This window comes from Parabacteroides sp. AD58 (genome assembly GCF_023744375.2).
Taxonomy (GTDB): domain Bacteria; phylum Bacteroidota; class Bacteroidia; order Bacteroidales; family Tannerellaceae; genus Parabacteroides; species Parabacteroides absconsus.
The window spans coordinates 1,374,288-1,386,576 of record NZ_CP146284.1 but is presented as its reverse complement, the minus strand read 5'-3'; the positions used below and the strand labels follow the sequence as shown (position 1 = coordinate 1,386,576).

Sequence of the window (12,289 nt, the reverse complement as noted above, 5' to 3'; positions counted from 1 at the left end):
TTTTGCAAATTACTAGGTACAAAAGTAATCAAAGAAAAAGATTTAATGATATACGATGACAAATTTAAGTGTAAACATTAACAAAGTAGCAACAATCCGCAATGCCCGTGGAGGTAATATGCCGGATGTGCTGAAGTTTGCCCAGGATGCAGAAGCATTCGGTGCACAAGGTATAACGGTTCATCCTCGTCCGGATGAACGTCATATACGCTACAGTGATGTGTACGGCTTAAAGCCGTTGATCAGGACGGAGTTTAACATTGAAGGATATCCGTGTGATAAATTCATTGATCTGGTATTGAAGGTAAAACCTACGCAGGTTACATTGGTGCCTGATGCTCCTGATGCGATTACTTCCAATGCCGGTTGGAACGTAAAAGATAATTTTTCGTTCCTGACAGATTTGGTAGAGCGGTTGACGGGTCATGGTATTCGGACTTCTATATTTGTGGGTACGGAGCTGGAGAATATTGAATGGGCTGCTAAGACGGGAACCGACCGGATTGAATTGTATACGGAACCTTATGCTTCTCTTTATCCGTCAGACAAGGAAGCTGCGGTTGCTCCATTTGTAGAAGCTGCTCGTTTTGCCAAAAATTTAGGATTGGGAGTAAACGCCGGTCATGATTTAAGTTTGGTGAATCTGGCATTTTTCAGTAAGAATATTCCTTTTTTGGATGAAGTATCCATTGGTCACGCTTTGATTTGCGATGCATTGTACTTGGGGTTGCAAGAAACTATCAAACAATATAAAGCTTGTCTGGAACAATAAATATTAATAAAAACCTATTTAAACGATGAGTCTATTTCTTTTATTGCAGTCAGCCGCTCAGGCTGCTGATCAGATGCCTGATTTGACACAGGTGGCAGAAACAACAGTTCCGACGGAAGCTCAGATAAATATCATTGATCTGGCTTTCAAAGGAGGGTGGATTATGGTCGTGTTGTTGTTATTGTCGTTACTGGCTATCTATATTTTTATCCAGCGTTTTCTGGTTATTAAACGGGCCGGTAAGGAAGATGAAAACTTTATGAATCGCATCAAGGATTATATACATGAAGGCAAGGTAGAATCAGCCTTGAATTTATGCCGTTCGACGAATACTCCTTCTGCTCGTATGATCGAGAAGGGTATTACTCGTTTGGGACGTCCGATGAATGATGTACTGGTTGCTATTGAAAATGTAGGTAACCTGGAAGTTGCCAAGTTGGAAAAAGGATTCCCAGTAATTGCAACGACAGCAGCAGGTGCTCCTATGTTAGGCTTCTTAGGAACTGTAACCGGTATGGTTCGTGCCTTCTTTGATATGGCAAATGCGGGTACGAATGTAGATGTCTCTCTATTATCGAGTGGTATTTATGAAGCCTTGGTAACAACTGTAGGTGGATTGGTTGTGGGTATTATTGCTTTGTTTGCATACAACTATCTGGTATCGCAGGTTGACAATGTAGTCAATAAGATGGAAGCCCGCACGATGGAATTTATGGACTTGTTGAATGAACCTGCCAATTAACGTCAAGTTCGTCCGTATTTAATTTGATTGGCTATGGGATTAAAAAGAAGAACCAAAGTATCGGAGGCCTTCAGCATGGCATCCATGACGGATGTGATTTTCCTGCTGTTGATCTTCTTTATGGTGACATCGACGGTCGTAATTCCGAATGCAATCAAGGTAACTCTGCCGCAAGCACAAAAGCAAACGGCTGCTAAACCATTAACTCGTGTTACCATCGATGCTTCGTTGAATTATTATGTGGCATTCGGCAAACAGAAGGAAGTGCAGGTTTCTTTCCAGGAGATTACGCCTTTCTTACAGGACTGCTATGCCAAAGAGCCGGAAATGTATGTGGCTTTGTATGCAGACGAAACAGTTCCTTATAAAGAAATTGTTAAGATTCTGAATATTGCAAACGAGAATAAATTCAAAATGGTACTTGCTACCAGACCGCAGAAATAATCGGATTTGGATATGTTTAATAAAGATGACATATATGGAGCAATCGGATCGTTGGCTTTCCATGCGGTCATTTTTCTGATTCTCTGGTTTACTGTCTTGAAGACGGTCGTTCCTGAGGAAGACGGAGGCGTTTTGGTTAACTTTGGAAACGTTGATTCTTCTGCCGGAACTTTCGAGCCGCAATATACAGGACAGCAACTTCCGCAAGAAACTACAACTCCGCCTCCTCCAACGCCCACTCCGAAAGTGGAAACACCTAAAGAAGATTTGTTGACGCAGGATTTGGAGGAGAGTGTTTCTTTAGATGACAAGAAGAAAAAGGAGGAGAAGCGGAAGAAAGCAGAAGAAGAGAAGAAACGGAAAGAAGCCGAAGAAAAAGAACGTATCCGTCAGCAGAAAGAAGCCGAGGCCAAGCGTATTGCCGAAGAACAGCGTAAGAAGGCCGAAGCCATCAGTAATAAGGTGGCAGGTGCGTTTGGTATTGGTAGTGCCGAAGGAAATAACCAGGGTGATGCTGAAACCGGTACAGGTAATCAGGGAAGTCCGTTTGGAAACTCCGATCATGGAGAAAATGAAGGTATCGGCGGATATGGATCCTTCAATTTGAATGGCCGTTCGATCGGTGCCGGAGGTCTGCCGCGTCCTGCTTATACGATCCAGGAAGAAGGAAAAATTGTAATTAATATAACTGTTAATCCAAAAGGAAAAGTTATATTTGCAGAGATAGGTCGAGGTACAAACATTGATAATGCTTCGATGAGGAAAAGCGCTCTTGAAGCGGCAAAGCGGGCTACTTTCAACAGTATCAGTGGAGCCAATAATCAAAGTGGTACAATTACCTACGTATATAAACTTAAATAAATTGACAAGAAGATGAAATGTGCATTTGTATTTTTAGCTTCTGGTTTTGAAGAGACAGAAGCTTTAGGAACTGTGGATGTGTTACGTCGGGCAGGCATTCAGGCTGCCACTGTTTCCATTACGGGAGAAAAGGCTGTAACAGGTTCTCATCAGATAACCGTTGAAGCAGATTATCTGCTGGAAGAAGCTCCACTGGCAAATGCTTCTGCCTTGATATTGCCGGGTGGACTACCAGGTGCAACCAATTTGAATGCTTGTGTTCCGTTGAAAGAAGCATTATTGCAGCAGTATCGTGAAGGAGGTATTGTAGCAGCTATTTGTGCGGCTCCGATGGTTTTAGGCGGATTAGGATTGCTGAAAGGACGGAAAGCTACTTGTTATCCGGGCTTTGAAGAACATCTGATTGGAGCAGAGACTCGTGGAGCTGATGTGGAAGTCGATGGAAATGTCATCACCGGAAAAGGTCCGTCGTTGGTATTTAAATTTGGATTGGCTTTGGTTGCAGCCATTAAGAGTGAGGCTGTTGCCGAAGAAGTTGCTGCTGGAATGTTGTTATAGTTGTTTCGTATAAATATTTGATCCCGGAGAGATTTTGTCTCCCGGGATTTTTTTTGTCCCAGAGCTTTGGGGAAAAGATCGTTTTTTCAGAAATTTGCCGCTCATTGGTTGAAGAGTAAAGTCATGAACAATTTGAAAGGTTTCTTTTACGGAATAGCTACTTCCGTAACATTCGGACTTATTCCGTTATTTACGTTGCCATTGATGGCGAAAGGATTAATATTTGATTCCATCCTGTTTTATCGTTTCCTTTTGGCAACGATGGCACTTGGCTTCATGATGCTGATAAAGAAAGAGTCTTTTCGGATTCAGCTGAAGGATATTCCTGTCTTGATTCTGTTGGGTTTCCTCTATACCGGCTCTGCCATGTTCCTATTTTGGGGATATAATTTTATGGGAGCCGGAGTGGCTACCACCATTCATTTTACGTATCCCATATTTGTAACCTTATTCATGTTTATTTTCTTTCGGGAAAGAGCTACGTGGATTACATGGATGGCAATTTTGCTGGCTGTTGCAGGAGTCGCTAAATTATCGATCAAAGGGGATGAACTGTCGTTTGATCCGCTGGGTATATTCATCGTTATCCTTTCTGCCGTGTCGTATGCTTCTTATATTATTGTCGTAAACAAGTCGCGTGTACATTCGATGAATGGACGAAAATTGGCCTTTTTTGTCTTTATCGTCAGCACGTTGCTTTTTGCTGTCAAAGCGTTGACAAACGAAGGCATTCAATCTGTTCCGGACAATCTGTCGTGGGTTAATTTGTTCTTGCTGGCTGTTGTCCCGACTGTGATTTCGAATATCACTTTGGTATTGGCCGTTCATCATATAGGAGGGACCTTGACTTCCGTATTAGGTGCTATGGAGCCGGTAACCGCCGTTTGTATCGGTGCCTTTGTCTTCCAGGAAGAATTTACCTGGCAATCCAGATTGGGTATTTTATTTATTATTACGGCTGTTACCTTGATAATCCTTTCCAAGACAATTCAAAAGACGTTGTCGACTGTTGTCCGGAAAATCCGTCCCCGCCATGCTTAATTGCGAATGTATCTGTTTATTTGAAATATACCGGGTTTGATGCCATGACTGGTTTATTTGAAAATGAAACTCACGAGAATCAAAAATGTTTCCCGTGAGTTTCGTTTTTGGTTTTCGGGAGTTTTGTAGTATCTTTACCTCACTTAATAGAAAGGAAATGAGATGAATTATTTGGTAAAACTTCGTCAACGGTGGGTGAGCTTTCTGCATAATGAAGCCTTGAAGGAGAAGATTTATTCTATTGTTTTCGAATCAGATACTCCGAAAGGAAAGCTGTTTGATATTGTGCTGATCGGAAGTATTATTCTGAGTATATTGCTTGTGATCTTGGAGAGCATGCATTTTTTTCCGTATTCGGCCTATGTCGTTTTGCGTGTGCTGGAATATTTGCTGACTTTGTTTTTTACTGTTGAGTATTTGGCCCGTATTTATTGTCTGAAGCAGCCGTTTAAATATATATTCAGCTTTTTCGGTATTGTTGATTTACTGGCGACTTTACCGGTTTACTTGAGCTTCTTTTTACACGGTTCTCATTATCTGTTGGTCATTCGGGCTTTTCGCCTGATTCGGATCTTCCGTATTTTCAAACTCTTTAAGTTTATTCACGAAGGTAATTTGCTATTGCGTTCTTTATGGATCAGTGCACCCAAGATTTCTATCTTTTTCTTCTTTGTTCTGATTCTTGTCACTTCAATGGGAACGATCATGTATATGATAGAAGGAACGCACCCTGATAGTGAATTCAATAATATTCCTAACAGTATTTATTGGGCGATAGTAACGATGACAACTGTCGGATATGGAGATATTACGCCGGTAACACCAATCGGACGGTTTTTCTCGGCAGTGATTATGCTGATAGGTTATACGATTATTGCAGTCCCGACAGGTATTGTATCAGCTACCATGGTCCGGCAGCATAAGGCTTTGGAAAAACGTCGCTGTCCGCGCTGTCATCGTGACGGACATGAGCCGGAATCTCTCTATTGTAAATACTGCGGGGCCAGACTCCGGCGTGAAAAAACGGAGGTAAAAGAGGCTGATGTGCGGAAAGAACAGGAATCATAAATATAAAGAATACTGAATATGAAAGGAAAACTGATTTTTATCACGGGTGCAACAAGCGGAATTGGTGAAGGTTGTGCCCGTAAGTTTGCTTCAATGGGAAGCAACCTGATATTGAACGGACGGAATACCGAAAAGCTGGAAGCCTTGAAACAGGAACTGACAGCACAAGGAGTGGACGTTTTGACATTGCCTTTCGACGTGCGAGACCGGCAGGCGATGCGGCAGGCCGTCGATTCGCTGGAAGGTAAATGGAAGCATATTGATGTGCTGATCAACAACGCCGGACTGGTAATTGGCATGGATAAGGAATACGAAGGCTCTTTAGACGAATGGGATGTCGTGATAGATACCAATATCAAAGCTTTATTGGCCATGACGCGGATGATAGTACCCGGAATGGTAGAACGGGGTTGCGGTCATGTAATCAATATCGGTTCCATTGCGGGTGATGCTGCTTATGCCGGTGGTAGTGTGTATTGTGCAACTAAGGCTGCTGTGAAAGCTTTATCCGACGGATTGCGGATTGATTTGGTTGATACACCTGTGCGTGTGACCAATATCAAGCCGGGCATGGTAGAAACGAACTTCTCTGTTATCCGTTTCCGGGGTGATAAGCAGAAAGCTGATGCTGTGTATGATGGCATCCGTCCGTTGACAGGTGATGATATAGCCGATGTTGTTTATTATGCCGCTTCGGCTCCGGCACACGTGCAAATAGCCGAAGTCTTGGTGATGCCTACTTATCAGGCTACAGGAACTGTGTGCTATCGGCAAAAATAAGCAGAGATGCATGTGATTCGTTCTCTGCTTGTCTGGCTTTGCTTCATACCCGTCGCCATCCTGAACGGCGGGTTGAGGCAGTATGTTCTTGACCGACCAAGATTATTGTCTGCCTACAATCCCATGACAGGTAATTTATGGCTGTTGGTAGTCGTAACTACTTTCGGGGCACCAAGACTTGTATATGAAAAAGAAAGGAGATAATGCAAATGGCAAAAAAAGAAGGAACAAAGCAGCATGAACTACGAAGAATACCGAACGTAGGCGTTCAGACCCAACGGGATTTGATCGCGATGGGTTACACGACGATAGACTCTTTGAAAGGTAAACGGGCAGAAGAACTTTATGCGGAGGAATGTCGTCTGCGAGGTTGTGCTATTGACCGTTGTCAACTTTATCTTTATCGGGTTGTAGTATATTTTGTGAATACTGACAATCCTGATCCTGCCAAGTGCAAATGGTGGTTATGGAAAGATGATTTTGTGAATCCATCGCCTTGTGGGGCTGTATGTACAGAATGTAACTATTATCCTTCGGCTTGTGCCGGTTGCCGAAAGATTCGGGGAAAAGCTTTTTGGTTGCCTTATACAGGAGATGATGTTTGTCCCATTTATCAATGTTGCCGGGACAAAAAGAAACAGAATTGCGGTGGATGTCCGGAGTTGCCTTGTGCTCGTTTCATGAAAGATCCGACAATATCGGACGAAGAGAATGAAGCTAATTTACGACGAATGTTGGAAAGGTTAAAGGCCTGGAAGGAATAAAAGCCTTATCCTTTGCGCTTCTGTCTGAAAAATACTATCTTCGCAAGAGGAAGATAGTTAATAATCCACGATTATGGCAAAATTATATCCAGTTGGCATACAAGACTTCAAGAAGATCCGTACGGGCGGATATGTTTATGTGGACAAGACGGCACTGCTTCATCGTCTGGTTAGTACCGGTAGTTATTATTTCTTCGGCCGTCCGCGCCGCTTTGGTAAGAGTCTGATGATTTCTACATTGGAAGCATACTTTGAGGGTAAAAAAGAACTTTTCAAAGGGCTTGCGATGGATGAGTTGGAAAAAGACTGGATTGAGCGTCCGGTTTTGCATATCGATCTTAATAGCCAGGAATATAACTCTCGTAAAAGCTTGGAAGATATTCTGGATGGTTACTTAACGCGTTGGGAAGAACAGTACGGTCGTGATCCGGGAGGTAATTCATTATCCCTTCGTTTTGGAGGTGTTATCCGTCGTGCTGCCAAACAGACGGGTCAGAATGTGGCAATTCTCATTGATGAATACGACAAACCTCTTATTCAGGCTTTAGGTAATGAAGAGTTGCAGGATGAATATCGTAATATTCTGAAGGCCTTCTATGGCAATTTGAAATCGTGCGACGGCTATATCCGCTTTGCGTTGCTGACAGGTGTGACGCGTTTCAGCCGAGTGAGTATCTTCAGCGACTTGAATAACCTGAATGATGTAACGATGGATCCGCAGTATGCTACGATGTGTGGAATTACCGAATCCGAACTTTTACCCAATTTTGAGGAAGATATTCAAGAATTGGCACAGCGACAGAAGATCAGTTTCGAGGATGCTTGTACGCTCTTACGCAATAAGTTTGACGGATATCATTTCGTTCCCGACGGTGAAGGAATCTACAATCCTTTTAGTCTGCTGAATACCTTCTACCGGATGTCGCCGGATAATTATTGGTTCAGTACCGGTACGCCTACGATCCTGGTGAAGCTCTTGCAACAGAACCATTACAATTTGAGTAACTTGGATGGAAACGTAGAAGCTTCTGCCGATAATCTGACAGGTTTGGAGAATATACAGAAGAATCCTATCCCATTATTGTTCCAAAGTGGCTATTTGACAATTAAAGATTACGACTCTCGTTTCCGCATTTATACGTTGGGTTTCCCGAACGAGGAGGTGGAACAAGGTTTTATTGACTTTTTAGTTCCGACGTATGTGAATCTGAGTGATGGTAATTCTGCTTTCCAAATTAGGAAATTTGTGGAAGAAGTAGAGAAAGGTCGTGTCGACGACTTTATGGTGCGTTTACGAAGTTTCCTGGCCGATACGCCTTACGAGCTTATCCGTGAACAGGAATTGCACTACCAGAATGTACTTTTTATTGTCTTTAAGTTATTAGGTTTTTACACCGAGGCGGAATATCATACTTCACAAGGGCGTATTGATCTTGTGGTGAAGACTTCCGACTATATCTACGTAATGGAATTCAAATTCCAGGGAACGGCAGAGGAGGCGTTGGCACAAATCAATGCCAAGAATTATGCCACTCCCTTCGCCGCCGATCCACGCACGCTTTATAAGATTGGCGTGAACTTTAGCAACGAGACACGCAATATCGAGCGGTGGGTGGTGGAGTAAAGGACTTTAATAGCTTTAAGCAATGAATTGTGATGCTTATTATGATGAATCAGTTCTCAAGATTAAACTTCAAGTAGAGATGCCATCTTTTGTCATTCGTTCTTTACAAGTAAACGAAACGCCTCTGTTGCGCGATTTCCTCTACGAAGCCATCTATGTGCCGGAAGGAGTGGTGCCGCCGCCCCGCAGTGTGGTGGACTTACCTGAATTGCAAGTTTATATTAAGGACTTTGGTGATAGGAAAGACGATTTATGTTTCGTTGCAGAGCAGGATAATCAGATAATTGGCGCTGTATGGACTCGAATAATGAATGATTATGGCCATATTGACAATCATACTCCGTCTCTTGCCATATCCTTATATGAACCATACAGGGGTAAAGGTATTGGAACTTTATTGATGAAAACCATGCTTACTGCTTTAGAAGGTAAAGGTTATCCGAAAGTTTCGCTCTCTGTCCAGAAAGAAAATTATGCAGTAACATGGTATCGAAAATTAGGATTTGATGTGGTGAGGGAGACAACAGAAGAATACATCATGGTGAAAGAATTTTAGAAAGGATTCAGAATAAAATGGTAGTTATAAAAAAGACAAAAGGAACAAACAAAGAAAATGACTTTATCTGTTCCCTGCCTACTCATTCTCGCATTCCTTCTATTTCCATCGTTTGCATTTGTTTCTTGCTTGTTCCGAATCGTTTGCCATAACGTGTCCAGTAAATATCGGCTGCCCATTGGAATAACTTCTTGGGTAAAGGCATCGTTGCCTTTATAATCTGATATTTCTGGTTGGCTATTGAATAAGCCAGTTGTTTGATGTTTCGAGTAGCGATATATTTAAAGGGTGTATTTAAAATAGCTTCTCCGCTGCCTAACATCAAAATGGAGCCGATGGTATATTGGTTTTGCCGGCAAAAGAATCGCATCATTTGAATGGCAACATGATTTTGCTGGTATTCCAAAAATCCACAGTTGATCAAGATGGAAATAACCGGTTTCCGGGAAGGCGGATTGGCTTCCAAGGTCTTCAGGAAGTGAAGAAATCCAACCGGAAGCGCATCTGCATAAAGCGGAAAGACGAAAAGTACATCCTGAAATTCATGCATGGCTTGACAAAGTTCCTGATGATTCTTGATTGTTATATGCTTGTAGATTGTTTCTTCCGGATAATACCGGCTAAAAATCTCAGCATAGCGTTTGGAATTGGATTTCGGAGCTCGGGGACTACCGTTTATGATTAAGATTTTTCCCATTTTTCAAGTACGGTTTTAACCATGCTGTCAAGCATGGCTTCTGTTACAAAAATGATTTCATAGCTGGTGAAGCTCATATTATGAGCATTCCGGGCAATCAGTTGTCTGAAGATGCCTTTTTCTTCGTTTGAAATATCGCCATAGGCAATGATCGTAGCTTGTTTGGCCTTTACAGCCCGTTGTACATGGTGCGTTTCACCTTGGTGAATCCGAATAAATGCCTGTTGAACCGGAATAGCCCGTTCTAACATCGTTTTCATAATGGTGTCGTATCCGCCGTATTTCAAGCGACTGATGTATAAAACTGCATTGCTTTGCGCAATGTAAGGATATACTTGGGTGGCATCATCGCGGATAACACATCGTCCCGGGGTTTTGGTCCAACATCCGAAACATCCCATGCAGTTGGCAATAGTCAGAGACGAAAGATCGATGTGCTTGATCTCGTCGGTGTGCTGAATAGATATATTCAGCGGCTTGTCACTCATGATTAATTTCATAGTTTGTTATTCTATTGTTTGTAGGGAAAACAGATTTTGGGCCGGATTTGTTTATTCTTAAAGATAAATATCTTCTTGTGTGAAGTCGATAGCTTCAGAACTTATTGGCCAGCCAATATCAATGGCCCGAAGATTTCCCATAATCCCATGTACCGCATGATAAATTCAACTCCGCAGGTAGCATGTTTAGGCATCTCTAAATCAGTCAGACTGGTGGCAGGCCAGGCTGCATGCGCATTTACTGAGTTAGAGTAAGGCACTTGTTCATCTTTTGGTGAATGATATAGATGGATGTATGCCTGTGGTTGAGGCGAAGCATTTAAGAGAGAGTTCTTACGTAGGGCTTCGACGATGGCTAAAACATCCGCATTGCCATTGAAGGACGGTGGCGCAAAGAAGTCGGGATGTAGTACGTGGGTTATATCGGTGCCTAATGCCTGATGCCATTCCGAAAGCGGACGAGTAGAGAATAGTTCGTTCAGCCCGTTGCTGATTACTTCCGGCGCGTATAAATTCTCATCCCGTACATCTAGTTGCTCGCCATATGCCATGCCACGTATCAGGTAAGGCGCGTAGCCGGTCCGTGAATAGGAATCTGGAGCATCGGTAGGAGAGATGAAGGTTTGCAAGGTCATTTCCAAGTCGTAAGCTCCTCCACCAGCATGGACAGCGCGGATGCTGTTCCCATTGCCGCGCCGTTCGAGTTCGAGCACGGTAGCGATGGTTGCCTGTCCGCCTTGCGAATAACCTATCAGTTCGAGGCTGTCAGTCTCTTCCTTAATTCCCTTCTGCTGCAAATATTGGCGGGCGGCCTCGATCATATCGGCACAAGCTGTTCCGGTCAGCCGGGCATGCAAGTACGGATGTTGCCGGTCAGAAGTCTGACTGGAACCATAACCTAAATAATCAGCCATGACGACAATGTGGCCGTTTACTACCGGTATCAACTCATAATAGAAGTCCTGACGTGATGGAGCCTGGTCGATATCCAATGTCACATGCTGGATGCTGAGCAAATGGTTGTAGTAAGTTGTCCCACTTGGTATGGCAATTACTCCTGAAGCCGTTACTGTAGAACCGTCGACTCCAACCGTATTATATTCGATTGCTGCCACATCAATATCGCACAGCAAACCGAGGATCAGCGCTTCGGGCAGTTGAATGCCTTCGTCTCCGATAAAGTCTGTTATCTGTGCCGCTAATTCTGTCTTATCAATATGTCTTTCTTCGATGATGTTGGTCAGATATTGGTCCTCTTCGGGCATGTCGAAAGATTCCTCTTTGCTGCAGGCAACAAAAAAGACCATCAACATTACAATCCACAGTTTGTTTGTCGTATTCCAAGTCATTTCCGTAAATTATTAGTGGTAGCTCTTTACAAAAATAGTAATTTTATAAGAAATGCTTATAAAACTTTCCTATCTTTAATCGCTGAAGTTGCTGAAGCTGAATGTGAACAGCCGATGCAAGCCAATCATTTATGGTTGACGAATTATCGAATGAGAAAAACAATAAAAACGAATAGTCATGAAGAAAGTAAAGATTACAGTGTTGAGGAAAACTCTTATTGAAGATTTAGTTAAGGAATATGGTGCCGAAGGATTAACCAAGTGTCCGATGTTGCAGGAAGGACAAGTCTTTTATGCCGACTATGCCAAACCGGAAGGATTCTGTGATGAAGCCTGGAAGGCTATTTATCAGTATGTATTCGCTTTGGCTCATGGAGCCGGTAATCAGTTATTCTATTATGGCGATTGGATTCGTAAACCGGGAGTGGCTATCTGTAGTTGTAACGATGGTTTGCGTCCGGTTATCTTTAAGTTGGAAGCTACCGATGAAGAGGCGGAAATTGATTATACTCCAGTGAAAGATTAGAGAGAGC

General features: G+C 42.8%; 15 protein-coding genes. 12 read left to right on the top strand and 3 right to left on the bottom strand.

All coding sequences use genetic code 11. The features are described from left to right. The first annotated feature begins 55 nt into the window (after nucleotides 1–55). From NEE14_RS05940 to NEE14_RS05890, 11 genes are all read left to right on the top strand, one after another. The gene (locus NEE14_RS05940; protein WP_251967138.1) at nucleotides 56–772 is read left to right on the top strand and encodes a pyridoxine 5'-phosphate synthase; all 717 of its coding nucleotides are present in this window, start codon (nucleotides 56–58) and stop codon (nucleotides 770–772) included. Between the two features lie 25 nt (nucleotides 773–797). Further along, entirely contained in the window at nucleotides 798–1,514 is a 717-nt protein-coding gene (locus NEE14_RS05935) for a MotA/TolQ/ExbB proton channel family protein (RefSeq protein ID WP_422394683.1), read from the top strand. Nucleotides 1,515–1,547: 33 nt separating this feature from the next. Continuing rightward, entirely contained in the window at nucleotides 1,548–1,958 is a 411-nt protein-coding gene (locus NEE14_RS05930) for an ExbD/TolR family protein (RefSeq protein WP_022456078.1), read from the top strand. Between the two features lie 12 nt (nucleotides 1,959–1,970). Further along, nucleotides 1,971–2,819 (top strand): energy transducer TonB family protein, encoded by an 849-nt coding sequence (locus NEE14_RS05925; RefSeq protein ID WP_251967139.1) that lies wholly within the window; start codon nucleotides 1,971–1,973, stop codon nucleotides 2,817–2,819. Between the two features lie 12 nt (nucleotides 2,820–2,831). After that, complete coding sequence (locus NEE14_RS05920) at nucleotides 2,832–3,377, top strand: DJ-1 family glyoxalase III (protein WP_251967140.1); 546 nt, start codon at nucleotides 2,832–2,834, stop codon at nucleotides 3,375–3,377. A gap of 123 nt (nucleotides 3,378–3,500) precedes the next feature. Further along, nucleotides 3,501–4,418, top strand: coding sequence for a DMT family transporter (locus NEE14_RS05915; protein ID WP_251967141.1), 918 nt, complete (start codon nucleotides 3,501–3,503; stop codon nucleotides 4,416–4,418). 162 nt (nucleotides 4,419–4,580) lie between these two features. Next, nucleotides 4,581–5,486 (top strand): ion transporter, encoded by a 906-nt coding sequence (locus NEE14_RS05910; RefSeq protein WP_251967142.1) that lies wholly within the window; start codon nucleotides 4,581–4,583, stop codon nucleotides 5,484–5,486. A gap of 18 nt (nucleotides 5,487–5,504) precedes the next feature. Then, nucleotides 5,505–6,266 carry an SDR family NAD(P)-dependent oxidoreductase gene (locus NEE14_RS05905; RefSeq protein ID WP_251967143.1) on the top strand — a complete coding sequence of 254 codons (762 nt, stop codon included), beginning with the start codon at nucleotides 5,505–5,507 and terminating at the stop codon, nucleotides 6,264–6,266. A gap of 209 nt (nucleotides 6,267–6,475) precedes the next feature. Then, nucleotides 6,476–7,030 (top strand): helix-hairpin-helix domain-containing protein, encoded by a 555-nt coding sequence (locus tag NEE14_RS05900; RefSeq protein ID WP_251967144.1) that lies wholly within the window; start codon nucleotides 6,476–6,478, stop codon nucleotides 7,028–7,030. A gap of 73 nt (nucleotides 7,031–7,103) precedes the next feature. After that, a complete protein-coding gene (locus NEE14_RS05895; RefSeq protein ID WP_251967145.1) occupies nucleotides 7,104–8,654 on the top strand; it encodes an ATP-binding protein in 1,551 nt (516 codons plus the stop codon). Between the two features lie 79 nt (nucleotides 8,655–8,733). After that, nucleotides 8,734–9,210: a GNAT family N-acetyltransferase gene (locus tag NEE14_RS05890; RefSeq protein ID WP_251967163.1), complete on the top strand. Its 477-nt coding sequence runs from the start codon at nucleotides 8,734–8,736 to the stop codon at nucleotides 9,208–9,210. Nucleotides 9,211–9,292: 82 nt separating this feature from the next. On the opposite strand, the gene NEE14_RS05885 is transcribed toward NEE14_RS05890, so the two are convergent. The 3 genes from NEE14_RS05885 to NEE14_RS05875 form a co-directional block, all read right to left on the bottom strand. Further along, entirely contained in the window at nucleotides 9,293–9,907 is a 615-nt protein-coding gene (locus NEE14_RS05885) for a hypothetical protein (protein WP_251967146.1), read from the bottom strand. Then, nucleotides 9,892–10,407 (bottom strand): flavodoxin family protein, encoded by a 516-nt coding sequence (locus tag NEE14_RS05880; protein ID WP_251967147.1) that lies wholly within the window; start codon nucleotides 10,405–10,407, stop codon nucleotides 9,892–9,894. The genes NEE14_RS05885 and NEE14_RS05880 overlap by 16 nt, the downstream gene beginning before the upstream one ends. A 101-nt stretch (nucleotides 10,408–10,508) precedes the next feature. Beyond that, on the bottom strand, nucleotides 10,509–11,756 hold the full coding sequence (locus NEE14_RS05875) for a lipase family protein (RefSeq protein WP_251967148.1): 1,248 nt from the start codon (nucleotides 11,754–11,756) through the stop codon (nucleotides 10,509–10,511). A gap of 178 nt (nucleotides 11,757–11,934) precedes the next feature. Between NEE14_RS05875 and NEE14_RS05870 the strand changes: the two genes are divergently transcribed. Beyond that, nucleotides 11,935–12,282, top strand: coding sequence for a TIGR04076 family protein (locus NEE14_RS05870; RefSeq protein ID WP_251967149.1), 348 nt, complete (start codon nucleotides 11,935–11,937; stop codon nucleotides 12,280–12,282). Nucleotides 12,283–12,289: the final 7 nt, after the last annotated feature.